Here is a 24,439-nt window from a genome sequence, read left to right on the forward strand (position 1 = left end):
ACACCATTGGCTGAACCGTCACTGCGTATCAAAATGTCCTTTTTGATACCGAGAACTGTGGCATAGTCATCCGGGTAACCAGATCGGATGACCGGCATGACCGAGTTATTGAATGTTAAGAACGGGAAACCTTCGGCGAACTTGGCGATTCCGCCGCTGATCGCGACCGCCGGCGACGCCGCGGCCATTCGATTCCTGGAATTTTTCGCCGCCAGCATCCGCAATCGCGGCACGCGTAAGGTGTACGCCCAGGCCATCGGTCGTTTCTTCAGCTGGTGCGAGTCCCAGTCGATTTCTCTTACGTCGGTCAAGCCGCTCGTCGTGGCGACCTACATCGAGCAGCTTGCGTTTCACCTGCAGTCGCCGACGGTGAAGCTTCACCTAGCCGCCATTCGATCGCTTTTCGATTACCTCGTTACCGGACAAATCGTTCCTTTTAATCCGGCGGCTTCGGTCCGCGGTCCGAAGCACGTCGTACGCAAGGGAAAAACACCGGTACTGATTGCGGCCGATGCCCGCATCCTTCTCGATTCGATCGAAACTGACACCCTCATTGGCCTTCGCGACCGAGCTCTCATCGGGACGATGGTTTATAGTTTTGCCAGAGTCTCGGCAACGGTCGGAATGGATGTGGAAGACTATTTTTCGCAGGGGCGGCGAATGTGGTTTCGCCTGCACGAGAAAGGTGGCAAGCATCACGAAGTTCCTGCGCATCACAAGGCCGAAGAATACTTGGACGCCTATCTCGCGGCAGCAATGCTAGAACCCAACTCGCCGCTCTTCCGCACGGTCAGCAAATCGGGCGCGCTCACGTCTCGCCGGATGCATCGCACCGATTCCCTGCGAATGGTGAAGCGACGTGCATTGGCCGCCGGTTTGGCGTCCAACACGTGCAATCACACGTTTCGAGCAACAGGTATCACTGCATATCTGACCAATGGCGGTTTGCTAGAGCATGCTCAGCAGATTGCCGCCCACGAATCGCCGCGATCCACCAAGCTCTACGATCGTACGAGCGACGCGATCAGCCTGGATGAGATCGAACGAATCATCCTTTGAGCGGCGACGTGCGGGCCGGCAGTTCGATCGATGTCACGATCGGGTAGAACTTCGCTGTCTCCAACGCTTGGGCTCGCGTCGCTTCGACAATCTCGGCAGCCCGGTGCCGGCAAACAGTCTCGAACAGAATTGCCAAATTCTGTCCCCGAACGACGACCGTTTTGGCCGCCGAATAGGTCACGGTGAAGCCTTCGTTCGGATTGTCCGATTCAACGCTAAACAGATGCGTGTAACTGTAGGCGTGGGCCGCGCCGCTGGCCTTGCGAAAGACCAGGCTCAGCTGAGCACGATTACCAATCCGGCCGTTGGCCAAAGCCGCATATTCTTCAGGCTCCACGGCCTCAGCGTCGACGACTTCGGCTGAGTCTGACTTATTGGGTTTACGTTCCAGCAGATCCCGAATCGCAGTGGAAACGTTATCGACCATAGACCATCTCCCATCGTCTTTCAGGTACGCGCGCCGCTGTCTCCTGACGGCGAATCAGCTCTTGTCGCGCCGCATGTAGCCGCCTCAATTCTCCGTTTTGAGTTCCACCTTCAAGTAAGCTGGAAGCGCTTACGCGGTCGCTGCTGCGATGCACTGCGACCTTGAACGCTTCTTTGTCGTCGACGTAGATACGCATACCTTTGCGGCCTCGCGACGCGGAAACGTAAAGTTGCTCCGCACTCGCCGCGCCAAAGGCCGCCGAAGGTTCTGCGATCAAGACGCGATCGACTGTCTTCCCCTGGCTACTATGACTCGTCGATACATAGCCAGGTGCCCACATCCCAAAGTCCCTGCTCACTGTCCATCCATTGTCCAACTTCACGTCGCCCTCAGCCGTGATACCGGCCACTCGATAGTGCGACCCATTGTTGAGACGATGCCCGTCTTTAGTCGTGCCGTTCGCGGTGATCCGAAGCAATTCATGAGTTGCGACGGGCATTTCCGTCGCATGGTAAACCTGAAAATGGGAAGCCTGCCGAAGCAACGCTTCGCTTGGTTGCTCGGTCAACGTCAGGCGAGTTCCCTTCGGGTAACCGGTTGCGTTTTGATGGAAGACAATGACGTCGCCGGCTGAATAGGACGCTGAATCGCGGCGCTCGGCTTCCGTGAGATGCAGAGGGATGAGCCGCAAGAGCGATTCATCCTTGCAGCCAAGCTGACCTTGCTCCTTCAACTCGGAGCGGATCGCGCGGCTGACTCGCTCTCCTTCGCTATGCGTTGGACAGACGACCAAGACCGATTCGCCACCCCGTACGGCCGCGACGTAGTCGTGAGCGATGACCATATTGCGGTGGCCATCATCAAGCTCCCTCACCCAGCCGAGTTGATCGGCCCGGTCGATTGCAGGAGCAATCTGCCCTTCGGCGATCATGTCCACAATGGCCCGGTATTCGAGAGGCTCTTGTCGCAAATTTTGCCGGACCGACGCGGGCCGAAGGCCTGCCTCTTGTTCCAAAAGACGCAACGCAGCACCGCGTTCGACGCTGCCGTGCTGTGTCCAATCGCCGGACAGCACCACGCGGCAATCAAGTTGCTGCGCCAGGTCGAAAACTTTTTTCAGCGTGCGGGTTCCCAACAAGCCGGCTTCATCGATCCACACGACGTGGCCGGCCGAGTCCCGTTGGAGTTGTTGATTGACCAGCAATTCTGAAACCGTGGTTGCCCCCGCGAAGCCTTCTCGACTGAGAACGCCGCGGCTAGCTTCCGCAGACGGAGCGAATGTGAACACTCGATGGCCGCCCGCTTCAATGCCGGCAACCGCTTCCTGCATCAGACTGGTTTTGCCGGTGCCGGCGCGGCCCCGCACGATTTGAACGGCGTCGGTACTGGTAAGTACCCTTCGCACCGCATCTTGCTGATCCTGGTTCAGCCACTGCCGTTGGATCTTCCAATTGCCATTAAGCGCGGCGGCCGTGCCCCGGCCAGCCTTAGCATAGCGAATGAGGGACTTTTCCTCTGACAAAACCTCTCGCGTGGTCGCCAGTTTGCGGCCGCGATAATCCCCTTCAATCAGGTCCCTAGCGGCCATGGCGCGTTTGACGCCATTTACATTCACCTGGCCGACGCCGCGGCGAAACGCTTCCTGCAAGAGGTCTTTCACGGCGACGACGGAATTTCGCTCAAAACAATGGGCGACTGCGTGGTCCGCCCATTGGCCATCGTTCGACTGGCCCTGGCTCCACGCTACCGCAGAGGGAACTGTCGCGATCGCTTTTTGCTCATCGGCCGAAAGCCGCTCCTTCCAAAGCTCGCGGAGTTCCGGCAGTGTGTGTTCTTCGGATTTGCTCTGGCGTGATTTCGCGCCGAGTTGACTCTTGGCAGCGGGGTTCGAGATTCCCTTCTCTTCCGCCATTTTTTCAATCAACTGCGTCCGCCGCGAGTAGCGCGCGGTGACTTCGGGCTTCACGTGGGACAGGTCCCAGTCCTTGCCACGGCGTTCTACGCCGTAGCCGAGGTTTTGCAGACGTTCAGCGAAGCGCGCATGAAATGCCGCTTCAAAATATCGCGCGTCGCGCTTCAAATCGCGGAACTGGCCCGCTTTCCAACGCTCTTCGTCCGCATCAAAAGTAGCGTTGAACGTGAAGCAGTGAGCGTGCAAATGCGGATCGGGAACCCCGTCGACAGGTCGCGCGGTGAAGTGCACGAACTCCGCCCAGCAAAGATTGCCCGTAGTGCGCTCTTCGTCGCGGCCTTTGCCCCTCACCCGTGTTTTCGCTTCCTCTTCTAACTCGCTCATCGTCTCTTCAATGCTCGTGCGGAACGCATCGAGAATTCGCTCATCGCGAGTGAGCGAGTAGGCTAACGATACGCCCTTGGGCGCGTTGAACACAAAGTCGTAACCAACCGTCCGATCGGTGTCCTGGCGAGCGGTCAGCCGACGCAAGGTGCCGGGATGCAAATTATCGCACAGGGCGTCGAATTCTCGCTTGCCCACTTCGCCCGACAAGCCGAGCGCAGCAGCCCCCTTCCCGCCCCATTGGCCGACCAGTTCTTGGCCTTCCGAATAGTAGTCGGCTTTCGAGTAGTAACTCTGGGCGCCGGCCGCGCTGCGATTTTGCACGATGCGAAGCATGTGCAACCAATAGCGCAATCGCGAAATTCAGCAACTCAATTTACTGGCTGCCCGATGCAACACATGATTTGCATCGCCTTCACATGGCATTTGCACTGTTACCCGACGGGGTCCGTATTAGACACTTGGCGATAATCGGAGACTTCATTCGACGAACTCGTTTCCAGTAACGCCGATCTTCCCGGCCTTGCACCAGTCGCACCAATAGCCGATGCGCTCGCGTAGGAACGCAGCCCGTTCCTGCGAAATGTTGGGATTAGCATCGATCGCTTCCTCCAGACCGGTATAGGACGACAGGTGCTTCGCGTTGGCCGGACGCAAGCCGAAGGTCTCCGGCACTGCAATGACCTTGAACTTTCCAGAACCGGTGGCCTTCACGGTCACCGCCAACTTTCGGCTTTCGTCAGGACACAAGCGATCAAACGACATCAGATCTTCATCATCGCCCAGCAAGTTGCTGCGAAGCTTAGTCAGCTCCTGATCAGTCTCGAATTCCGCTCGTCGGCCGTATACGAGCAAAAAATGGTAGCCCATTTGGTAGAAGCCGGCCGCCGACGGCGCGACGCCGTAATCCGCGACAAATTTCAATTGATTGGTGGGTTCCTTGAGCCAAGTCTTCCACTCTGCCAATTGATTCCTCGCCTGCGTGAAATCGGCGGTGGGCCGCTTCGCCGCTGTGAATAGCCGCTTCGCTGGTCGTTCAATCTCGACCATCGCGGGATACCAGTTATCGCTGTGCTTCGAGAGCCACATGAAATCCGGAATGTGACCGTTGAAGCCATGCAACGGCGGCTGGGAAATGACCGCCATGTGAAGCGGCCAGTGTCCGGAGGTTCCGCAAGGCGTGCGCGACCCGGGAACCATTGAGGGATTCTGTTCGAGAAACTTCTGCAGTTCCGATTCCTGCGGGTCCTGGGCGAGCAAGGCGGCATATTCAGCCGAAATGCGGTCGGCGTAGTCCGAAAAGGAGGGAACTTCTGGACCACGTTTCTGTTGATAAGTTCTGGCGAGCGGCGACATGGTTCGATCCGTGGGGTGAGTCCCTGTGCAGGGCGCGTGACACGCAAAGTGATATCGTCTCGCGAAGGAAACATACGCAAGGCGAGGGAGCGTGTCGTCCACTCGTGGCGATCAGGCAAGCTGTATGAGCGGGGAGTGCGGTTCGTAAGGGAGTCGGCAAACGTAACTGCACCCGGCGTGTCCGCCGCCGCGTGCTACCGGACTCCGCGTTCGCTGCGGTCGCAGCAGCGACAGGCTATCGCCTTCCGTCCGCCCGCTGGTGCTTCCGGCGCTGCCGGTAATTGCCGCCGAAGGCGCAGTGAAACTTGAGTGGGGAGCATCCCCCAGGCCGTCAAGGACAAGACAAGCGGCCTGCACGGCACCTCCCCAATCTTCCGCACTCGCGAGTACGCGTGCTTCGCAACGTTTGTGCAGACCGGGTGCCCCTCCCCTCCGGCCGTCCTTGACTGCCTGTCCCCTCGATTCGTGGTCTTTCGACCCCCGCCGCTCAAGGAAAGAGCGCGGGGCTCTTTTCATTTCATTCAAAGGAGACAGAAGACCATGAGCACTTCCACCACCACCAAGCGAGCCGACGTCTACACTCGCGTCACTGATCGAATTGTTGCCGAGCTTGAGGCGGGCGTCCGGCCCTGGCTCAAGCCTTGGAACGCCGAACATGCTGCCGGCAGAATCACCCGGCCGTTGCGGTTTAATGGACAACGCTATCAGGGAATCAACATTCTGATGCTATGGGCCGAGGCAGAAACCCGCGGTTATAGCTGCCCAATCTGGATGACCTATCAGCAGGCGACGGAATTTGGCGGGCACGTCCGCAAAGGCGAACGCGGAGCACCGGTCGTTTATGCTTCCAAATTCAGCAAGACGGAAGCGGGCGATAACGGCCAGGACGTTGAACGCGAAATTCCCTTCCTCAAGGAATACACCGTCTTCAATGTCGAGCAATGCGAGAACCTGCCCGACTGGTATTACCAGCTCAAGGAACCGCCGAAGGAGCAGCTGCAGCGGATCGAGCGGGCAGACCAATTCTTCGCCAACACCAAGGCGGAGATTCGCACGGGGGGCAATCAGGCTTATTACGCGATCGGCAGCGATCACATTCAGATGCCGCCTTTTCAAAGTTTTCGGGATGCTGAATCGCACGCGACGACGCTGGCTCACGAACTGACGCACTGGACGCGGCACGGCTCGCGGCTGAATCGCGAGTTTGGCCGCAAACGCTTTGGCGATGAGGGCTATGCGATGGAGGAACTCGTCGCCGAGCTAGGAGCGGCGTTTCTGTCCGCTGATCTTCGTCTTACGCCGGAAGTGCGGGAGGATCACGCCGATTACGTTGCCAACTGGTTGAAGGTACTGAAGGACGACAAGCGGGCGATCTTTACGGCCGCCTCGCACGCCAGCCGGGCGGCCGAGTATCTGCACTTCTTTCAGCCGCAGCCTGCTGCCTGATGGCAGCTTCAATCACTCGCCTGGCCGCATCGCGGCCGGGCTTTCTTTCTCCGACGCCATCATTTCAGGATACACGTATGGACCCGACCCAAGCCTATCTCGATTTATGTGATGCACTAAATGCCGGAGACCTGGTCGCAGCACGCGAACTTGCCCAAGTATTGAAAGAGTGGTTTGCCCGCGGCGGCTTCTATCCGACGCTGCATGAAAGGGCAGACATTGACGCAGCTGTTGCCAACGCACTGGCCCGGACGGACGAGCCGACGCCCAACACCGCGGCCTTCAGCCTGATATGCGAGCGCTGCGACGCCGGCATGGAGATCGGCAGCGAGGCTGAAGCACTGGGGCAAGGCTGGACAGGGATTGTGTACGCCCCTGACCTGCCATCGGCAAACTATGTCGGCATCTGCCCCGACTGCCAGGAGCAAGACGAATAGGCCAACCCTTCGCCTTCATTTGAAGCGACGCCCCGGCTGACCGCCGGGGCGTTTTTGTTTCCAAACGCGAAGGCATCCTGCCCGTGTTTCGCCCGGCATCGTGCCGGGCGTTTCTGTGCCGGTGTCATTGAATTGTCACATTTCTTTGGTTGCGCTTGGTCGGTGTGCAGCGAATAATTCTTACAAAGTTATCAGGAGAGGAGTTATGGCACCGGATGATCAACTGCTACAGGCCGCCACGCACGGCGACATCCTTCGGGCCCAGGAGGCTATCAAGCGAGGCGCGAATGTAAATGCGAAGGATTCTTGCGGAAGTACTCCCCTACACACCGCCGCCGAATTTGGAAGTATCGACGTCGCCAAGCTCCTCATCGAGAAAGGAGCGAGTGTGAATTCGAAGGACTCGTTCGGGTTTACTCCCCTACACACCGCCGCCGAATCTGGAAGCGTCGATATCGCCACTCTGCTCGTTACAAAGGGCGCGGACATAAATGCGAAGGATAGGTTCGGATGCACGCCGCTTCACCTCGGAATCAGCAACAACCGTCCGGGATTACTTGCGCAACTCCTCGTTTACGGCGCAGATGCCAATATGAATGATTCTTTCGGAAGTACTCCGCTTCATTGGGCCGCCTGTTATAAAAATCCTGGCATTGCCAGACTCCTCCTCGACAATGGAGCGGACATAAAGGCGAAGGACGGCACGGGACGGACTCCGCTAGCCCTGGCGGTGGAATATAACCGTCCAGAGGTTGCCGGTACCCTGCGCAAAGAGACTGACCACCAGCGCAAGCAAGGGGTAACTTTTGCATTGCAGGTTCCAAGACCCAAAGCTACCCACAGTGAAGATGCCGCGCATCGAAAAGCAAATGCCGGCCTGCCCGACCACTAACTCTCTCGGCGCGTTCGTCGCCAATCTTGCTCGTGCCGAATGGCTGCTCAGCAGCACCTCGAATCACCGATCGAGAATGCCCTTTTGCGTCACTCGCGAAAGATTCGCCACGTTTACGCGAGCGGGCAATTCATCGTTCTGCCAATCAATTTCCGCAAGCATGATTGATCCGAGCGGCACGAGTGCCGTGACGATCCCGCGTGCGAAGGGAACGTCGCCAGTGTACTGGCCGGTGCTTTGCAGGAATCGCTGGCTGTAGCAAACCCGGTCGCCGACCTGAATTTCGGCTTGCCGCTTAGCCCAGGGCTGCCCCTGCCCTGCAACTTCCTGTGAATTCTCGTCCGCCATGCCCCGGCCACATTTGTTGTTGCTGCCCCTGCATGGGGCCAATTCTCCTTAGAACAACCCATCCCAGGCGGTCAACATATTTCGACGCTTACGGTGCCTGCATGGCCGCGATGACGGCGATTCATCGCAATTTGACTTGGTTTTGCGGACACACCCCGGCCTTTATTTCCAGCACGCTAAAGCCGCCACCGGGCTTGGCAAGCAGAAAATCGGCTCCCCCTGAAGGTCGCCCCCAATTTTCAGCTTGCCCAGGTCACTCGCCAAGGCTCGCCCCGGCTCACAGCGGCTTTGGTCGTCGTGCTGTAAAGGCCGCGATGGGCGTGGCCCCAAACCAAGAAAGGAATTGCAAATGACTGAATCAACAGAAAACTCCGGCGGCAAGGCACCCTCCTTAATTGCCTACCAAGTGCGTGACCGCGAAGGCAAGAAAGGCTTCTTCACCAGAATCGGGGCGGCCTGGCCCCACGGCGATGGGCAGGGATTCAATATCCAACTGGACTCGATCCCGCTCGACGGCCGAATCACGCTTCGCAACGCGAGCGAAACGAAGGAATAGATCACCAGGGCGGGCTTCGGCCCGCCCCCAACACGAAAGGAGCTCACCAATGCCTGCAATAGAAGAAGACTGGCTACACGAACTCGATGAATTTGCGGTTCCGTTTGAACAACTTGGTTGCTTTGCTGCAATCTCGACTGACCGGACCACATTATTCTGGTGCCCGATGCTCCTCGACGGTACGCCCGAAGTCGACGACACCTCCAGTCATTCCAATTGGGGCGAAGTCACTGCACCTACGGCCCAGTTTCTCCGGGCGGCCAACAAGGCATTCGGCACGAAGTTCAGGATGAGAGAATTCGCGGGACGCTAACGCCCGCCGTAGCCGCAGACTTTTCTTTACAAGTCGCGGCTATTGTGGCACGCTCAAAGATGACAGAGGTAGGCTGATATGATTCCCCCGAGCAATGAAAACGCAATCTGGTCCCGTGTGATCCATCCGGAACGCGGCGATGTTGTCCCTGAAGCTGCTCGTTACCTGCTCAACCTGCAATTCGAGCAAATCGACCTTGATCGTATGCAGGATCTGCTTGATCGCAATCAAGCAGCATCACTCACTCCGGCCGAAGCAGAGGAGCTACGGCACTTCCGGCACGTGGGAATGCAGCTCGACCTGCTGCATTCAAAAGCCCGCCTGGCCCTGCAGCAAACCCGTTCGTAGCGTTCGTGCGCAATCCTCTTGCTGACCTTGTCCGTGACCGAGCTGGGAACCATTGCGAGTACTGCCTTCTCGCTCAGATGCATTCAAGTATCCCCTTCCAGGTTGATCACATCATCGCTTTGAAACATCATGGGGAAAATGGGCTCGAAAATCTCGCCCTCGCCTGCGTCTATTGCAATAGCTCCAAAGGCCCGAACATCGCGGGAATCGATCCGCTGACGCGCGCCATCGCTCCCCTCTTCCATCCCCGCCGTGACTCTTGGCAGTCACATTTTCAATGGAACGGGGCCGAACTCATCGGATTGACACCGAGCGGTCGCGCCACGGTGGATGTGCTGGCCATCAACGATCCGAATCTCTTGACTCTTCGCCAAGCACTTTTGGCGGAAGGCGTTTTTCCGTCTCTGCCGCAGGTTTTCAGTTAGCAATCGCGTCGCTTCAAGCGTATAAAAACGATGCGCTTGAGCTCGCTCTTCCGCGGCCTCCTCATTCTGAGTCGACTAACTGACTGAAAGGCCAGTCAAAATTTCTTTAAGCAACAGACGTCTTCCCTTAGCGTTGCTAAGGAGGAGTTTTACGGTAAAAGTGATTTCTGTCTGGCTGGAATGAAGGAATGAAAGCGTTCAAGAATGCCAGATTTCAAGATCGACAGATTGATGGCTTGCTTCGTTGCCAGCAAACTTGCCTGATTGAATGATGGAACGCTTGATTTCTGGATCTCTGGCTTTCTGTCTGACTGCCTTGCTGGACTGCCAGCTCCCCAGCAATCTTGAAGAACATAAATCAAGAGAACCAGTCTGCCAGCAAACTTGCCTGCCTGAAATATTGCTTGCCAGAGAGCAAGATTGCATGTAGCGTCCGCCGCATGATTATCGTCGTCGCGAATAGCAAAGGTGGAGTCGGCAAGTCGACGGTTGCCGTTCACTTAGCGGCCTGGCTTAGCGATCAGGGCTTCCGGGTGATCCTGGCCGACTGTGATATGCAGCATTCCTCGGCGCAATGGGTCAAAGAGGCAGCTCCTGAAGTAAAGGCTGTTTGCTTCGATGATCCGAATGCCATTCTCAATGAACTGCCAGGACTCGATGCCGAATGCGATTTTGTTGTGGCAGACGGACCCGGTAGCCAATCGGAAACGAGCCGCGCACTATTACTGCGTGCCCATCGGGCAATCGTTCCCTGCAAAGCGAGCATTTTAGAGGTGAGGGCGCTCGCCAAGGCCACCGAAGCGCTCCGGCAAGCCCAGGACATACGAGCTGGCAAGCCCGACGCGATGATCGTGCTCAGCATGGTCGGCAAAAACTATCGCCTGACCCAGGACATGAAAGCCGCCGCAAAGTCGCTCGGCCTGCCGATGGCTCACACGGCACTGATTTTGCGTCAGATCTACGCCGACGCGCCGGGGCAGGGCGCTGTCGTCGCAAAGCTCGGGTCGCGCGCGAGGGAAGCAGCTGATGAGATCGAAGCTTTATTCCGCGAGTTAGTTCCCGAAGCCCGCGATACAGCTGGCTGCAAACTCAAAATTGGTTAAGGGGGAGGGGCCATGGTTACGCGCCGGAACTTGATCGATGGGCTCAAAGACACTCCCGCAATCGATCCAAACATTGAGAAGCAATTCGTTTACAGCCAGCCGACCAGACCCGCGGTCGAAAAGGAAACTGCCCCCAAGTTGGCATCGGGGACGACAATCTCACGCCAGGCGATCAGCACCAGAATGCGCACCGACCTTGCCGAGGCACTGAAACGCGCCTCGCTGCAGCGACAACTCGAAAAAGTGTCGCCGAATACATTGACGGAGATTCTCGAAGCAGCGATCGAACCATGGCTCAAGGAGCATGGGTACTTGGACTAAGCCACGAGGACGAATGTTACTTGGGGGGCCCGCGTCGCTCGTACCACTTCTTACAAAAACCCAGAAAGGCGGCATCCGCATTTCGCGGCGCTTCCGTGATCCAATCAAGCCATTCGCCTTCGAGATAGTACACATCCCAACCTGGTGCGAGCACGCGAGCGTCCAGATAGGTTTCGGCGTTGAGGCTCATCCGCAGCCTTGGCGTTTCGAGACTCTTTACCATGAGTGCGCCTCGATTGCGGAACAGGACCATATCTGAATCGTCAAGCGTCACCGAATAGTCGGGGATATGGCCGTGTTTGGCGTCTTGCTCAACGATTTCGTGGACCATGCGACGGAACTCCTTGAGCGTCGAAGTGGAGCCGCACTTCTTTTGCATCAGTTCAAGCGAGATCTTCCATTCGCTCTGCCGGCCGCAATGTTTGCGCCCCAGCTCGTACATTCGCCGCTCCAGCGGGCGACGCAAGCGAAAGTAGTCGCGATGAAGCGTTAGGACTTCGCTTCGCTCAATCGCGTTGAAAACCCAGTCCGACAGCTTGACTTCCACTTCCTGCATCCGGCCGTCGCGCGTTTCGCGGACGATCCGGGCGGACTCGATCAAGCCAAATGTTTCAAAGACCTCCTTGCCACCGGTGACGATGTTTGTGCTGATTCGCGTACCTGCGAGACGCTCCATCGCAGCCTTCAGGGCATCGTAGCCCTGGCCATTCGTCATACGATTTGTCGCGGTCAGGAGCTCATGCGCCTTAAACCGGACAATCTGCGAAGCGGGACGCTGTTCCTTGAGGCCCGCCATGAGCTGGCTGATGCAAAAAATCAGCACGTCGCGGTCATGAACTGTTGCCAAGCCATCGGAGGAAGGCTTGATTTTGACGAAGATATCGCCGTGCTCGTAAACACGGACGTTGTGATCCGGCTTTGTCGAAAGGCTGAAAATCGGATGTTCTAGAGAGGCAATATCCGACTTGATGGCAGCGTCGAAAATATCGCAGACGAAGAAGTCACGCTTGGGACGCCGGTCCGGCAGCAGAGGAGACCGAGTAGCTACTGTGGGCGTCGCAGGAACCCGTTCGGCATCCGCTGACGGCTCTAATGGGCTTGGCTGATAGGTGATGAGAGGAAGAAGCTCATTCATGAGCCCGACCATTCGACATTTCGCCCACCAAGTCAAGCGAATTTCGATAGTTCACCCACCTGAGCCCTGTGGGTAAGTGGTTTTCGATACTTCACCCACCGAAACGACGTTTCGATGGTTCACCCACCGTACTTCGATGGTTTACACACGCTTCTTCGATACTTCACCCACCGCGTGTTCCAAATCTGGCGGTTGATTCAGCATGTTGCGACCGCAATCCACAGCGTAACTCTCTTTTAACAGAATTATTTAACACTCAGTCTTGAAATGCCCTGTTTATAAACATTTGTTTTGATATATTTCATTCATTAGTTACTCGGCAAGTCGCGAGCGCGTGCATCGCAGGCGGCACGAGCTGAATTGCAATGTTCGAATGGCAAATCTCCCTACTAGCCAGCTAGCAGCGACATCGCGATACTAAAGCGTTTTGGATACGACCAGGGGATTCAGCACTGAATCTCAGGCGCGACCGTAGTTTCCCTCATTAATCGCACTGCGATTAACCTTGGCTATCCAGGTAACGCGAAAATGGCCGTCCGAAGTCCCACGTTTTTAAGTTTGTTTTGTGGTTGCGGGGGCTTCGATCAGGGGTTTCACAACGCCGGGTTTCGTTCGCTCGGCGCATTCGATATCGACGAAGCAGCACTCGCGGTTTACCGAAAAAATCTTCCTTACGAAGCGACCGCCTGCGACCTCGCAACGGTCACTTTCAGCCGCATTTCCGGTTGCGATGTCGTCGTCGCCGGTCCTCCGTGCCAAGGCTTCTCGACAATCGGAAAGCGGCGAGTGAAAGATCCTCGCAACAATCTCCTAGTGACCGCGGCCGAGCAAGCTGTGCGAATCTCTCCTAGAGCTATTATTCTCGAAAACGTCGCCGGAGCAATCGCGGGGACGCATGCTCGATACTGGAGAAAAGCAAGTTTGATCTTGCGCTCTGGCGGCTATCAAGTTCAGGAATTGCTTTGCCGCGCCGATGAGATGGGCTTGGCACAGATCCGAAAACGCGTATTACTCGTCGCATGGAAGACGCGATTCCGCGGCGACATTGAGCTCCCCCAATGCAAGGGAGGGACCCTTCGCGACGCAATTTTTCCCCTCACTGCTTCACTCCCGAACCACTTTCCAAAGTACCTAGATGCTGCGACACATTCGGGACGAATCGCAAAGCGGATTCAACCGGGGCAAAAGCTTTCAAACGTACGAGTCTCGGAACGAAGTGTCCACACGTGGGAAATACCAGAAGTTTTCGGAACGACAAATGCCGAAGAACGGCGAGTACTGACGGCACTCATTCACCGTCGCAGGCAGAAACGCGTTCGCGATTTCGGCGACGGTGATCCAGTCAGCGCTCGCTCCCTGGCATATTATCTAGGTCGCCCAGTGGCCCGCGTGTTGAAGGCGCTTGTCCTCAAAGGTTATTTACGTTGCGACGAACGCGGATACGAACTCACACACACTTTCAACGGTAAATACCGACGTTTGACATGGGATGCTCCAGCGCCGACAGTCGATACAAAGTATGGGGACCCACGGTACTTTCTTCATCCTGATGAAGACAGAGCCTTTTCTGTTCGCGAAGCAGCCCGCATCCAAGGGTTTTCCGATGCGTTTGAATTCTCTGGAAATGAAAAACATCAGTATCTAATGATTGCCAACGCGGTTCCCCCGCCGCTAGCTGATACAATCGCGTCCTACCTCTCAAGGACCATCCTGCAATGATCTCGCCTTCGATTGCCGATCGCGTTCAAAAATGGGATCTTTCCCCGACTGCTCCGCTGACGCCGTTGACGACTTTTGGAGAGATCCACAAGCGAATTGTCTTCTATTACTCAACCCACTATTTTCAATACTTGCCGACGCTTAGCGTTCTGTATCCAGATTTTGAAACACGTTTAGCAAATTGGCTCTCCAATGTCCCGGATGACCAAAACCAACGGCTGCTTTTCGAGCTACTTCCTCGACTAGCGTTCTTCTCGCGCGAGGATTTTGAGAAACTGCACCAAGCCGCCTTCGACGGCCCCGTCGCTCGATGGATCTTTGAGAGTTCGCGTTTAAGCGTAAGCGACCCTGAGCTGGACAAGAAACTAAGTGAGCAGGCTCACCGACACACTTGGTATTGCCCACTTTCAGATAGCTTGCGCATCAACGACTTTCACAACGTCAATGGGATCGGTGGGGTTGACTATCGCCCTGACTGGCGATCGCTGGCAAGGTTTGGCAGTGAAGCAGCGATCCTCGACTTCATGAAAAACCATCAAGACATTCAAGGGCCAGCGCCATTGACACGTTTGGTAATTCTTGAAGACTTTATTGGTTCGGGCTCGCAATCGAGCGATACAGTGCGGTTTATCCAGCGGATTTCCAAGAAAATCCCCACCTTGATAGTCCCACTAATCGTTTGCCCAACAGGCGCGCAGGTTTGGAGGGCAATCGAGTCATTTCCTGAGCTTACATTCAGCCCTGTTATTGAACTGAAAGAGAGTGACATGATCACTGCAGGAACCGCTCGCGACGGTTCGTTTGCAGGGCGAATCGCCGATCTGGCCGAGTCGACCTATGCGGCAGTTGAAGGTGATCGTGCGGCATCGCCTCGGCCCTACAGTGCCTTCGGATTTCCTGGCCATGTAAACATTTCACTCGGCACGGGATCGCTTGTAACTCTCTATTCGAACACTCCTGCTAACACACTCCCCCTCGTTCAGCACAGCTCCAACTCGTGGAACGCTATCTTCCCTCGATCAGCGAGGATTCGATGAATCCATACGAGATCAATCCGTTTCAAGTCTTGTACGTTACGGACAGCCCGGATCCCCGCGCGTTCGTGGAGCTTTTCAGCGACATTCCGGTAATACATGCTTCTGCATTGTTCGAGCCAGGTAATGTCGTACTGAAGGGAACTCAAGGCTCCGGCAAAAGCATGTTGCTCAACTTGCTGCATCCAGCAATTCGCCTGGAATATGCCAAAGCCTCGCTAAAATTCCCAGCGCCCGAGTCCGTGCCGCAATTCGTTGGCGCTGGAATTAATTTAACGCTCAGCGGCGCGCTGAACATCGGCCAGCGCCCCATTCACTCTACAGAAAATGAAGACGAATTATTCCCGTTGTATTTCGCAGATTTCCTGAACTGCTACATCGCTGCTGATTTATTGCAGTCTCTGGAATTGATGGGAGCAAACCCAGGATTTTTTGATCGGTGCGTGGATTCTTCGCGACTGAATGGCTTTGCCGCAGCGGTCAGCCGTGACAGTTGTTGGTTTGGATATCTCGACGGTGTCGATTCGTTTGAGAAACTCGCTTCTCGCATGCTTCATCGATTAACGGCGTATCGAAAGTTCCACCAATATAATGGCGAACTTCCGGATGACATTTCAGGAACAAAGACCGGCATTGGCGAACCACTTTCGCGTATCGTTGACATCCTTCGCGCCACTGGAGTGATCGCCGAAACAACTCCAGTGTTCGTGCGAATTGATCAAATTGAACGACTTTACCGAAGCGATATGCTCCGCCCGCAACTTGGGCAGGAATATCGTCGGGTTATCAATAAAGCGATTAGCGGCCGAGATACGAGGGTTTCCTATCGCGTTGGTGCCAGAACCTACGCATGGGATGACGACCTGACTATTTTCCGCACCGGTGACCAATTAGAGGCACTGCGAGATTATCGTCAAATTGATCTCGACGAGGTACTTCGCAGAAAGGAGGCAAGAAGCACTTGGCTGTTCCCGTCCTTTGCGGCCGACGCGTTCGCGAGGCGAATGCGGTTGGCAGGGTGCAGCGATGAAGATTTAGAAGCAAAAAAGCCCAAGCAATCGAAGGTTGATTTGCTGGGTAAAGTATTCGGTTCGACGCCCGCAGCAAAGGCAGTTGCCAGCGAAATATGCCAGAACACGACAGCTGAAAGAGCACTCCGGCTAACAAAGGAGTTTTCCATTGAGTGGAAAGAGTTTCTTACCAGCCTGTTCGAATCGGATCCGCTTGACGCCGTTCTCGCAGCTGCCTGGGCCAGGCAGCGGGGGCAAAGCGGCCCTTCTGGAGTTCGACTAAAAAAGCCTCCGCCTGCAACCAGCCGTCCATGGGAGAAGGCTACTTGGCGAGATGAACGTATCCGAATTGCTATGCTGCAGCTTGCCGCGCGGTGTGCACAACGCTTGAAGTGGTCTGGAAAGGACGCGATCATCGCATTGAGTTCAGGAAATATTAGTATCTTTCTAAATCTGTGCTACGAAATCTGGGATTCATTCCTTCGCGCCGAGCGACTTAAGCCCACACCGTCGCGCATTGATCCTCTCAAAGACGGCATCCCTGGTGGCGTACAGGCGGTCGGAATTCAGACAGCAAGCACCCATTGGTATAACAAAATCACAGAACGCCCAAAGGGTAGCGATCGACAGCGTTTTATTGATATAATCGGGCGTCGTTTTCGCGATTGGCTTGCAGATGATGACGCAATGTCCTATCCCGGCCAGAATGGATTTTCACTGACACTCGACGAGCTGGAACGGGATCCATTTGTAAAGTGCTTCTTGAATGAGGCTGTTGACTATGGCGATCTGTTTGATGCCATCCATACGACTAAGGAGCAAGGCCGCAAGTCTAGAAGAAAATGGTATGTCGCTCCGATTCTGTCTGTGTTTTTTCAAATTCCCGAGGCTCACAAAAAGGAGCCACATTATGCGACGCTTTCGGAAGTGCGCGAATGGCTTTCGGAAGCCGGCGTTGTCTCGACACAGCAGCTAATGTTTGATTTTGTCCCGACTAAGTGACGGAGAGCTGCGAATGAAGCGGTTTCGCCCGTGGGGGAGTCTTAGATGGCTTATGCCCCAGTTTCCTAGCGTTAGCCACTGGAGTCTGCTCGGTTGCCTCGGAACGGAGGAACGGTCACTTGCCACGTGGCAGGAACTAGTACGACTAAAGCAGCTCGGGAAATACGCTTTGCTGAAAATCGCCGATAAGGCGTCTCGCTTCACGGCGGACTGCGTTAAGCGGCTAGATGAACGAAACAAGGTATTTCAGGCAGAGGGCGGTGCGGATACTTCGATATCGGAGTTTGCATTAACAGCAGAGCATTCCAAGATCGTTGGCGCGGTCGACTCATTTAAAGCAATCGCATCCGACAGTATTATTATTGATATATCCTCCTTGCCTAAGCGTTTTTTCTTCCCAATTATTCGGCAGTTACTCAAGGAGCCCAGCTCAGTTTTCAAAAATATCGTCGCAACCTATACTATTCCCGATAGATATACAGACCAGAAACTAGCTGAGAACTTCGGCGACTGGGCGCAACTACCGCTGTTTGCAGGAGCAATTGCCAAAGAGAAGCCAACGCAACTAATTATTGGCGTTGGCTTCGAGGCACTGGGACTGCTCGAGAGAGTCGAAACGTCTGAGTCTGGAAGAAAGATCTCGTTTTTGCTGCCATTTCCAGCACCGATCAAGGCGTTTCAGCGAAGTTGGGAGTTGTTGCGAAGGCTACAAGAGCATCAGCCTCCGCAGTCGTTCGGCATTTTCCGAGTGGACGTTCGAGATCCGTCAGATGCATTTGATAGATTATTCTCGATAACGAACGGGGGAAGAATCGCAGCCGACCTTGCTCCGTTTGGACCGAAGCCGATGTCATTGGCAATGTGTCTATTCGCGTCGTTAGTCGATTACCCCGTGTTTTATACCCAGCCTACCGTCTACCATCCGGATTACTCTCTCGGCGTATCGATAAAAGGTGGAACGCCGGAAATCTACGCATATTCGATAAGAATTGACGGCAAAGACCTCTATGCGATAAGTCCATGAACAGTCAGGAATCGACCTGTCCTAGTTGCGTCTTTTTTGCCGCCCACTCGCTCAATTCCCGTTGATTCTTAGTCGCTAACGGCTGACCTGTTCGAAGCGCGTCGATTTCAAGGCGAGACAATCGCATCGAATGCAGGTTGTAGTCTAGGAACGCTTCGGCGGCGATCGGCACAATCGGTTGAATCAGGGCGAACATAGCGTTCGCGTAGTCGCGAATCTCCTTCTGGGCATGCGGATCCATTCGGAGCGACAGAAAATGAAGCAGATTGTGCAGATCGATCTTCCAGTACCATTCCGTGTAGACATTGAGCGGTAGCCCTATTCGAGCTAGTTCACGTGCTACGCCCTTATTTAGGAGCGCCTCGTAATCCTTGTAATGGGCCTCGACGGAATCGAGATATCTGTAAAACTCTTCTGTGGTCAATGAATCGAGTTGCTGATCGCCCCCCTGACGATTCGTGGTGCTTTGCTGTCTCAGCGAGTCTTCGGATGGTCTAAAGAATCGGTCTTTGACCACTGAGTACCTAGCCGAATATTCATTCACATTTGCGGTACGATGCCGAATCCATTGGCGCGCAACGAAGATTGGCATGATGTGATGAAACTTGAATTCCACCATCTCAAATGGCGTTGTATGTCGATGGCGTGCGAGGTAACGGATTAGCCCACGGTCTTCCTCAACACGTTTCGTGCCATCACCGTAAGAGACGCGTGCCGCCTGTACAATTGCAAAATCGGCCGTCATGCCGATAGGCACCAGTCGTGGCATGACGTCAACCAACGCAACCATCCCGTGCTCATGCACTTTGATGTCCCACCGGCTGCTGCCGCCCATCACATCGAAAGTTTCGAATTCGCGGCTAACCTTTTCGATCTGAAAATCCGCCGCCTGCTCTTGCTTGTTCATTCGTCATTCTTCCGATAGCGGGGGTGAAACTGAGATCGCGTGCGGCTATGATTGTACCAGTGTTCGCGGCGCGTGGCCCCTCAGCTCGCACTACTGCAGCTACTTCACCAAGATCCAGCTGCGTTGATTCGTTGTGGCGGACGTTAGATCGGTATGAAATTTGACTACGGATGGTTGCCGGGGAATCTAGTCACCGAAGCAATTTGCAACGAATTGTCGGTGTTATTTTCCGCGCAGTATGGCGTTTGGAGCATGTCGGATCCAGGGGGGCGAGGGGGCGAGCCGATACGATTCTCGCCCAGCCGTATCCGCAATCTTCTCAGGTCAACTGATAGCAAGGTGGCGATGGCACGACTGCAGGGGCAGCTCGTCGGTTACGCAATTGCAGTGCAGACGAATGTCAAGGACTACGGCGTAGTCTCGTGGGTAACTCAGCTCGTAGTGCACTCTGAACATCGCCACGCAGGCATCGGAAAAACTTTGCTCTTCTGCATTTGGGGATTCTCGGACCACTACGCCTGGGGGCTCACTAGTGCGAATCCTTATGCAGTCCGTGCGCTTGAACGGGCGACGCGAAGGCGCTGCCTCCCTGTTCGTATTCGGAAAAATGTCAGGAAGCTACTGAGCGTTGGAGCTCAACATGTGCCGTACATCAAACCCGAGACTGAAAAACGCGTGACCCGGAATGAATCCAGCATCGACACCGACTTTTTTGTTGATCGAACAAACTTACCGGCGATGGTAGAAAACGCGAGCAAAACTGACCGATGGGAACTAGGTACGCTTCAGGAGGGATGGGAATGGCTGGCATTTACCTTCCACGATCAAAAACAGATAAGCCTTACTCCAAACGAGATTCGCACGATGCTCGATGCAAGCGATGACATTACTCGCCAGGCGTACAGCCGGATGACGAATACGGGAAGCCAGCTCTGGGCTCGACATACTAACGCAGAAGTCGATTTTATTGTAGAAGCGTGCAAACTACAGCAGGGCGAAACCGTGCTCGATTTGGGCTGCGGTCGAGGACGTCACGTGCACGCGTTGTCCAGCAAAGGATATGTGGTAACTGGTGTCGACTACGTTGACACATTCGTCGAAGAGGCCAGAGCGGCTGTTACCGAGGATTGCAAAGGGAGGTCGGAATTTGTTATTGGTGAGTGCCGTGATATCCGCCTGGAAAGACGTTTTGACGCCGTTGTCTGCTTATATGATGTCATCGGGACGTATGTTGACGACTTTGACAACGCGAAGATCCTGGCAACCATCGTTTCGCACCTCAAGCCGGGCGGAATCGCTCTGCTGTCGGTGATGAATCTTGGGCTCACGAAGCGGCGTGCACAGAACCATTTTTCGCTAGAGTCACAGCCCGACCGGTTACTAAGTCTGCAACCGAGCAAAGTTATGGAAGCCACGGGCGATGTGTTCGATCCGCGGTTTTTCATGATTGATACGGACACTGGCGTAGTCTATCGAAAAGAGCAGTTCGCTCAAGGCAGCGAGCTCCCTGTAGAACTAATCGTCCGCGATCGCAGGTTCGAACAGGAGGAAATCGAGAAACTTTGCACGGACGCTGGTCTAGAAGTAATCTGGTCTCGTTTTGTCCGAGCAGGCGCGTGGCAATTTGGATTGGATCGATCAGACGATCACGCGAAGGAAATTCTCGTACTTTGTCGACGGCCGGCGTAGTATTGGCGCTACTCGAAGATTGTGGATTCCGCTCGAATCTAAAGCACAATTGAGAACACATTCAGCCGAAGACTGAAGCGATCGCCTGCTGCGTTACGCTTGGATACAGATGCCTATAGCGTCTTCTCTGCTGCTCCGTTTGGTGTCCTGAAAACTCGTCGATTATTCGTTGATCAACTCCCTTGCAAGCCAAAGCCGAAATAAAGCTGTGCCGAAGGGCATGAGCGCCCTTCAGTTTCTCCCACTTTGTTCCGGCGAGAGCGGCCTTGAAATGGTCGTGGAACTCGTCTTTGGTCAAAGGTCCAACCGCTGGCATCACTCGCTCGCGTACGGTCGCCAGGCGCGCGGCGGCCGTCTTGGGCCGAATCTTCGATACATGTCCGGTTGTCCTGCTCCGCTTCTTGCTTCGAGTGACTTCGGATTGATGGCAGAACAGGGCATCGCCTCCTGGATGCTTGCTGAGCCATTCAGCTAGGACTGACTTGAGAGACGCCGAAATTGGCAGCCGGCGCGTCGTCTTCCGGTCATGGGCCTTTTTTCTCTCGTGGATCGTTATCCAGCCATTCTTCAGGTCAACATCCGCTTTCCGGGCACGAACGATCTCCGATCGCCTGGCACCAGTGTGCGCGGCAAAGCAGATCATCGGATACACGAACGGCGTAGGGTGGTTCTTGACGTGCTTCAGCAGAGACTCAATCTCCTCGACGGGAAGATAAACGGCCTCCCAATACTTGTCTGCTTCCGGTCCTTTCATCTCCTCGGTCAATGCTTCGACTTCTGCGAAGGACATGAAGCACGGCTTGTCTTCAGCCTTCGGATATTTCAGGCCGCGGCTAGGGAAGGGGCCGTCAACAATCTTGGCTGCGAGCCCCCAGTTCCAGACTGTCCGAAGGGTGACGATCTCCTTTTTGATCGTTGCGGGACTGAGGTTGCCATTCTTACCTTTTGCGGTTGCGCGTTTCGTGACGTAACCCTGCAGATGCTCTAGCGACGTTGTCTTCAGGAGGAAGGACGAACGAAGGATCTTCTCCAGGTGCTTCCGATGGATTTTCATCCCGCTGATCGTCGACTCCTCCATGCTACCCGGCGTGATGGCGTTGAAGTACGCGTCGAAGAGCCCCTTCAGCGTCGCCTGAGCAGAAACGGCGAGCGGTTCGGAGACTCGGCCATCCGAAAGCAGAAACGTGACCAGATCGGCGTTTTCGGGAACCACGAGCCGGCCACGTTCGATGTCCTGAATGTTCTCTTCCAGGCGCGCAGTGAGGCTATCCGCAGTCTTCTGATTGTCGGTTTTGAGCGACCGCTTGAATCGCTGCTGGCCAACACGAAATGAGACGAAGTAAATCCCCGATGGAGCGCGTTCGTTCCAAGCCATGACTGAATCTCCGTAGGAAAAAATCTACGGACGAAACAGCCGAATTTTTAGCGACGCAAACTAAGTGCAAAATCAGTGTTGCCCCCGATTTGCCCCCGATTCACCGAGCGTGGCACACGGGGCCAAAAGCTCGGCAGGCGAGAAAATGCCTGAAAATAAGAAGTACCAGAGGCCGGACTTGAACCGGCACGCCCTTGCGGGCACAGGATTTTGAATCCAGCGTGTCTGCCATTCCACCACTCTGGCTCAGCGGGCGAACGCCCGGCTGAAGCTTGCGCTGATTTGGCTTGTTGGCCAAGTTGTAGCGCGAAGGGGCAAGTTTAATCGAAGCGGGCGACGGTTGCCAGACTAGTGATCGTTTTCGTGTTGATTCATTTTGTTTTGAGCGGCCAACAGGCGGCGGACTGTTGACGCTTTAGCGCGGGGAATTCTAAAATCGGCGGCAAGCGTCGATCTGCGCGTCGACTCCTCCTTCCTACCTACCTCAGCCGCTGCCCGTCGAGATTTTTACATCATGTTTCATTTGTCGGCGAACAATGGACCGGCGGCCGGCAAGAAATATGATCTGCGCGTCGAGCGGACCGTGATGGGCCGTCATCCCGAATGCCAGATCGTGATCGACGTCGGCGCCGTCAGCCGGCAGCATGCCGTGGTGGTTCGCGAGGGGAATGACTATTACCTCGAGGATCTGAAAAGCCGCAACGGCACGTTTATCAACGAAGAGCAGAACAAGGTCGAAGGCCGACGGCTGCTCAAGCCGGGCGATGTCGTGCGCGTGTGCGAAGTGTCGTTCACTTTTCACGACGACAAACCGCCACCGCCGATGCCGTTCACGCCCGGGGGCAAGCTGAAGTCGCCCACCGAGGGTCAGGGCCTCGGCACGATGATGGTCGACGACGAAGGGGGGCAGTCGAACTCGACGATCATGTCGAAGCTCGACGTCAGCACTTCCAGCCGCGGCTCGATGCACATCGCCGCGAGTGCCGAAGTGAAGTTGGCGGCGTTCGTTGAAATTTCGCAGAGCCTGGGCAAAGCGCTCGCGCTCGACGACGTGTTACCGCAGCTGCTCAAGAGCTTGTTCAAGATTTTCGTGCAAGCCGATCGCGGGTTCATCGTGCTCGAGCAGGGTGGCCAGCTCATTCCACGCTGGGTGCGATTGCGGCGTGAGGAAGCCAACGATTCGCTGCGCATCAGTCGCACGATCGTGCGGCATGTGATGGAATCGAAGCAAGCCATTCTGTCGGCCGATGCGGCTTCGGATGAGCGGTTTGAGCTCAGCCAGAGCATCGCCGATTTTCGCATTCGCAGCATGATGTGTGCGCCGCTCGTCGATAGCGACGGCAAGGCCTTTGGCGTGCTGCAGATCGATACGCTCGATCAGCGGCAGCGATTTCAAGCTGAAGATCTCGAGTTGCTGGCGAGCATTACTTCGCAAGCAGCCGTGGCGATCAATAACGCTCAGTTGCACGAACGAGCGCTGGTACAGATTGAGCTCGAGCGCGATATGAAAGTCGCGCGCGATGTGCAACTCGCGTTTTTGCCGGAGAAAAAGCCGGATTTGCCGGGTTATTCGTTCTTCGATTATTACAACGCGATGGAGCAGATCGGCGGCGACTACTTCGACTACATCAAGCTGCAGGACGGCCGAGTCGCCATCGTGGTGGCCGATGTCGTCGGGCACGGCGTGGCTGCGGCGCTGCTGATGGCGAAGCTTTCGGCGGAAACCAATTCCAGCCTGCTCACGGAGAGCGATCCCGCGGCAGCGATGGGTCGGCTAAACAACCGCCTGAGCTCGCTGAATATTCAACGCTTCGTGACGATGGTGATGATCGTCATCGATCCCAAGACCAACAAAGTGGTGATGGTCAGTGCCGGCCACATGTGGCCCATCTATCGCCGCGCCGATGGCAGTGTGTACGAACCGGCGACGGAAATGGGTGGGTTGGCCCTCGGCATCATCGACGACGTCGAATACCAGAAAGCCGAAATCACGCTCGGGCCGGGCGAGTCGCTGACACTCTATACCGACGGCATCAACGAGAGCCAGGATATCGACGGCAAGCTCTACTCGATCGAGCGGATCCGCGAACTCGTCACGGCGAACAAGCCGACCATTCCTGAGCTGGGCCAAACCATCATCGACGACGTCCGCCGCTTTGTCGGCCGGGCGAAGCAGATTGATGATATGTGTTTGGTTTGCTTGGGCCGGGTGTAGTC

Annotated in this window: 23 protein-coding genes and 1 tRNA gene; 16 read left to right on the plus strand and 8 right to left on the minus strand. The window is 55.5% G+C overall.

Annotated features, from left to right (window positions below; translation table 11 throughout):
• The first annotated feature begins 96 nt into the window (after positions 1-96).
• On the plus strand, positions 97-1,059 hold the full coding sequence (locus M9Q49_RS14855; protein WP_254509540.1) for a tyrosine-type recombinase/integrase: 963 nt from the start codon (positions 97-99) through the stop codon (positions 1,057-1,059).
• Here the strand turns inward: M9Q49_RS14855 and M9Q49_RS14860 are convergent.
• The 3 genes from M9Q49_RS14860 to M9Q49_RS14870 all read right to left on the minus strand — a co-directional run bounded on the left by M9Q49_RS14860 (position 1,049) and on the right by M9Q49_RS14870 (position 5,138).
• A complete protein-coding gene (locus tag M9Q49_RS14860) occupies positions 1,049-1,486 on the minus strand; it encodes a hypothetical protein (protein ID WP_254509541.1) in 438 nt (145 codons plus the stop codon). The two genes, M9Q49_RS14855 and M9Q49_RS14860, sit on opposite strands and share 11 nt — an antisense overlap.
• On the minus strand, positions 1,476-4,118 hold the full coding sequence (mobF, locus tag M9Q49_RS14865; protein WP_254509542.1) for a MobF family relaxase: 2,643 nt from the start codon (positions 4,116-4,118) through the stop codon (positions 1,476-1,478). Before mobF ends, M9Q49_RS14860 begins: the two co-directional genes overlap by 11 nt.
• A 144-nt stretch (positions 4,119-4,262) precedes the next feature.
• Positions 4,263-5,138 carry a Shedu immune nuclease family protein gene (locus M9Q49_RS14870; protein ID WP_254509543.1) on the minus strand — a complete coding sequence of 292 codons (876 nt, stop codon included), beginning with the start codon at positions 5,136-5,138 and terminating at the stop codon, positions 4,263-4,265.
• Positions 5,139-5,678: 540 nt separating this feature from the next.
• Between M9Q49_RS14870 and M9Q49_RS14875 the strand changes: the two genes are divergently transcribed.
• From M9Q49_RS14875 to M9Q49_RS14885, 3 genes are all read left to right on the plus strand, one after another.
• Entirely contained in the window at positions 5,679-6,584 is a 906-nt protein-coding gene (locus tag M9Q49_RS14875) for an ArdC family protein (RefSeq protein WP_254509544.1), read from the plus strand.
• Positions 6,585-6,661: 77 nt separating this feature from the next.
• A complete protein-coding gene (locus M9Q49_RS14880) occupies positions 6,662-7,021 on the plus strand; it encodes a hypothetical protein (protein WP_254509545.1) in 360 nt (119 codons plus the stop codon).
• Positions 7,022-7,226: 205 nt separating this feature from the next.
• Positions 7,227-7,913 carry an ankyrin repeat domain-containing protein gene (locus M9Q49_RS14885; protein ID WP_254509546.1) on the plus strand — a complete coding sequence of 229 codons (687 nt, stop codon included), beginning with the start codon at positions 7,227-7,229 and terminating at the stop codon, positions 7,911-7,913.
• Positions 7,914-7,976: 63 nt separating this feature from the next.
• On the opposite strand, the gene M9Q49_RS14890 is transcribed toward M9Q49_RS14885, so the two are convergent.
• The gene (locus M9Q49_RS14890) at positions 7,977-8,261 is read right to left on the minus strand and encodes a hypothetical protein (protein ID WP_254509547.1); all 285 of its coding nucleotides are present in this window, start codon (positions 8,259-8,261) and stop codon (positions 7,977-7,979) included.
• A gap of 349 nt (positions 8,262-8,610) precedes the next feature.
• Between M9Q49_RS14890 and M9Q49_RS14895 the strand changes: the two genes are divergently transcribed.
• The 6 genes from M9Q49_RS14895 (at position 8,611) to M9Q49_RS14920 (ending at position 11,327) form a co-directional block, all read left to right on the plus strand.
• Positions 8,611-8,817 carry a hypothetical protein gene (locus M9Q49_RS14895; RefSeq protein WP_254509548.1) on the plus strand — a complete coding sequence of 69 codons (207 nt, stop codon included), beginning with the start codon at positions 8,611-8,613 and terminating at the stop codon, positions 8,815-8,817.
• 49 nt (positions 8,818-8,866) lie between these two features.
• Positions 8,867-9,130 (plus strand): hypothetical protein, encoded by a 264-nt coding sequence (locus M9Q49_RS14900; RefSeq protein ID WP_254509549.1) that lies wholly within the window; start codon positions 8,867-8,869, stop codon positions 9,128-9,130.
• A 78-nt stretch (positions 9,131-9,208) separates the two neighbouring features.
• Positions 9,209-9,478: a hypothetical protein gene (locus tag M9Q49_RS14905; RefSeq protein WP_254509550.1), complete on the plus strand. Its 270-nt coding sequence runs from the start codon at positions 9,209-9,211 to the stop codon at positions 9,476-9,478.
• Between the two features lie 5 nt (positions 9,479-9,483).
• Positions 9,484-9,903, plus strand: coding sequence for an HNH endonuclease (locus M9Q49_RS14910; RefSeq protein ID WP_315861179.1), 420 nt, complete (start codon positions 9,484-9,486; stop codon positions 9,901-9,903).
• Between the two features lie 344 nt (positions 9,904-10,247).
• Positions 10,248-11,006 (plus strand): ParA family protein, encoded by a 759-nt coding sequence (locus M9Q49_RS14915; RefSeq protein ID WP_254509552.1) that lies wholly within the window; start codon positions 10,248-10,250, stop codon positions 11,004-11,006.
• A 12-nt stretch (positions 11,007-11,018) separates the two neighbouring features.
• Positions 11,019-11,327, plus strand: a complete 309-nt coding sequence (locus M9Q49_RS14920) for a hypothetical protein (RefSeq protein ID WP_254509553.1) — start codon at positions 11,019-11,021, stop codon at positions 11,325-11,327.
• A 16-nt stretch (positions 11,328-11,343) separates the two neighbouring features.
• On the opposite strand, the gene M9Q49_RS14925 is transcribed toward M9Q49_RS14920, so the two are convergent.
• Positions 11,344-12,462 (minus strand): replication initiator protein A, encoded by a 1,119-nt coding sequence (locus tag M9Q49_RS14925; protein ID WP_254509554.1) that lies wholly within the window; start codon positions 12,460-12,462, stop codon positions 11,344-11,346.
• A 528-nt stretch (positions 12,463-12,990) separates the two neighbouring features.
• On the opposite strand from M9Q49_RS14925, the gene M9Q49_RS14930 reads away from it, so the two are divergent.
• The 4 genes from M9Q49_RS14930 to M9Q49_RS14945 all read left to right on the plus strand — a co-directional run bounded on the left by M9Q49_RS14930 (position 12,991) and on the right by M9Q49_RS14945 (position 18,251).
• A complete protein-coding gene (locus M9Q49_RS14930) occupies positions 12,991-14,181 on the plus strand; it encodes a DNA cytosine methyltransferase (protein ID WP_254509555.1) in 1,191 nt (396 codons plus the stop codon).
• Entirely contained in the window at positions 14,178-15,218 is a 1,041-nt protein-coding gene (locus M9Q49_RS14935) for a phosphoribosyltransferase-like protein (RefSeq protein ID WP_254509557.1), read from the plus strand. The genes M9Q49_RS14930 and M9Q49_RS14935 overlap by 4 nt, the downstream gene beginning before the upstream one ends.
• A complete protein-coding gene (locus M9Q49_RS14940) occupies positions 15,179-17,227 on the plus strand; it encodes an ORC-CDC6 family AAA ATPase (RefSeq protein ID WP_254509559.1) in 2,049 nt (682 codons plus the stop codon). Before M9Q49_RS14935 ends, M9Q49_RS14940 begins: the two co-directional genes overlap by 40 nt.
• 169 nt (positions 17,228-17,396) lie before the next feature.
• The gene (locus M9Q49_RS14945) at positions 17,397-18,251 is read left to right on the plus strand and encodes a hypothetical protein (RefSeq protein ID WP_254509560.1); all 855 of its coding nucleotides are present in this window, start codon (positions 17,397-17,399) and stop codon (positions 18,249-18,251) included.
• Between the two features lie 4 nt (positions 18,252-18,255).
• Here the strand turns inward: M9Q49_RS14945 and thyX are convergent, their stop codons facing one another.
• Positions 18,256-19,158, minus strand: coding sequence for an FAD-dependent thymidylate synthase (gene thyX, locus M9Q49_RS14950; protein ID WP_254509562.1), 903 nt, complete (start codon positions 19,156-19,158; stop codon positions 18,256-18,258).
• A 153-nt stretch (positions 19,159-19,311) separates the two neighbouring features.
• Here thyX and M9Q49_RS14955 point away from each other — a divergent pair, with 153 nt between their 5' ends.
• Entirely contained in the window at positions 19,312-20,847 is a 1,536-nt protein-coding gene (locus M9Q49_RS14955) for a GNAT family N-acetyltransferase (RefSeq protein ID WP_254509563.1), read from the plus strand.
• Between the two features lie 61 nt (positions 20,848-20,908).
• Here the strand turns inward: M9Q49_RS14955 and M9Q49_RS14960 are convergent, their stop codons facing one another.
• Together M9Q49_RS14960 and M9Q49_RS14965 are read right to left on the minus strand one after the other, a co-directional pair.
• Positions 20,909-22,222 carry a tyrosine-type recombinase/integrase gene (locus tag M9Q49_RS14960; protein WP_254509564.1) on the minus strand — a complete coding sequence of 438 codons (1,314 nt, stop codon included), beginning with the start codon at positions 22,220-22,222 and terminating at the stop codon, positions 20,909-20,911.
• A 163-nt stretch (positions 22,223-22,385) separates the two neighbouring features.
• Positions 22,386-22,468: transfer RNA gene (locus tag M9Q49_RS14965), tRNA-Leu, on the minus strand.
• A gap of 268 nt (positions 22,469-22,736) precedes the next feature.
• Here M9Q49_RS14965 and M9Q49_RS14970 point away from each other — a divergent pair.
• A complete protein-coding gene (locus tag M9Q49_RS14970; RefSeq protein WP_254509566.1) occupies positions 22,737-24,437 on the plus strand; it encodes a SpoIIE family protein phosphatase in 1,701 nt (566 codons plus the stop codon).
• Positions 24,438-24,439: the final 2 nt, after the last annotated feature.

It is taken from the genome of Anatilimnocola floriformis (assembly GCF_024256385.1).
In the GTDB taxonomy this organism is placed as follows: domain Bacteria; phylum Planctomycetota; class Planctomycetia; order Pirellulales; family Pirellulaceae; genus Anatilimnocola; species Anatilimnocola floriformis.

Coding starts and splice junctions, on each gene's coding strand:
- M9Q49_RS14875 (WP_254509544.1), top strand. CDS start 5,679: ATGAGCACTTCCACCACCACCAAGCGAGCCGACGTCTACACTCGCGTC.
- M9Q49_RS14960 (WP_254509564.1), bottom strand. CDS start 22,222: ATGGCTTGGAACGAACGCGCTCCATCGGGGATTTACTTCGTCTCATTT.
- thyX (WP_254509562.1), bottom strand. CDS start 19,158: ATGAACAAGCAAGAGCAGGCGGCGGATTTTCAGATCGAAAAGGTTAGC.
- M9Q49_RS14925 (WP_254509554.1), bottom strand. CDS start 12,462: ATGAATGAGCTTCTTCCTCTCATCACCTATCAGCCAAGCCCATTAGAG.
- M9Q49_RS14920 (WP_254509553.1), top strand. CDS start 11,019: ATGGTTACGCGCCGGAACTTGATCGATGGGCTCAAAGACACTCCCGCA.
- M9Q49_RS14870 (WP_254509543.1), bottom strand. CDS start 5,138: ATGTCGCCGCTCGCCAGAACTTATCAACAGAAACGTGGTCCAGAAGTT.
- M9Q49_RS14885 (WP_254509546.1), top strand. CDS start 7,227: ATGGCACCGGATGATCAACTGCTACAGGCCGCCACGCACGGCGACATC.
- M9Q49_RS14855 (WP_254509540.1), top strand. CDS start 97: ATGACCGAGTTATTGAATGTTAAGAACGGGAAACCTTCGGCGAACTTG.
- mobF (WP_254509542.1), bottom strand. CDS start 4,118: ATGCTTCGCATCGTGCAAAATCGCAGCGCGGCCGGCGCCCAGAGTTAC.
- M9Q49_RS14860 (WP_254509541.1), bottom strand. CDS start 1,486: ATGGTCGATAACGTTTCCACTGCGATTCGGGATCTGCTGGAACGTAAA.
- M9Q49_RS14905 (WP_254509550.1), top strand. CDS start 9,209: ATGATTCCCCCGAGCAATGAAAACGCAATCTGGTCCCGTGTGATCCAT.
- M9Q49_RS14930 (WP_254509555.1), top strand. CDS start 12,991: ATGGCCGTCCGAAGTCCCACGTTTTTAAGTTTGTTTTGTGGTTGCGGG.
- M9Q49_RS14880 (WP_254509545.1), top strand. CDS start 6,662: ATGGACCCGACCCAAGCCTATCTCGATTTATGTGATGCACTAAATGCC.
- M9Q49_RS14955 (WP_254509563.1), top strand. CDS start 19,312: ATGAAATTTGACTACGGATGGTTGCCGGGGAATCTAGTCACCGAAGCA.
- M9Q49_RS14900 (WP_254509549.1), top strand. CDS start 8,867: ATGCCTGCAATAGAAGAAGACTGGCTACACGAACTCGATGAATTTGCG.
- M9Q49_RS14935 (WP_254509557.1), top strand. CDS start 14,178: ATGATCTCGCCTTCGATTGCCGATCGCGTTCAAAAATGGGATCTTTCC.
- M9Q49_RS14970 (WP_254509566.1), top strand. CDS start 22,737: ATGTTTCATTTGTCGGCGAACAATGGACCGGCGGCCGGCAAGAAATAT.
- M9Q49_RS14895 (WP_254509548.1), top strand. CDS start 8,611: ATGACTGAATCAACAGAAAACTCCGGCGGCAAGGCACCCTCCTTAATT.
- M9Q49_RS14890 (WP_254509547.1), bottom strand. CDS start 8,261: ATGGCGGACGAGAATTCACAGGAAGTTGCAGGGCAGGGGCAGCCCTGG.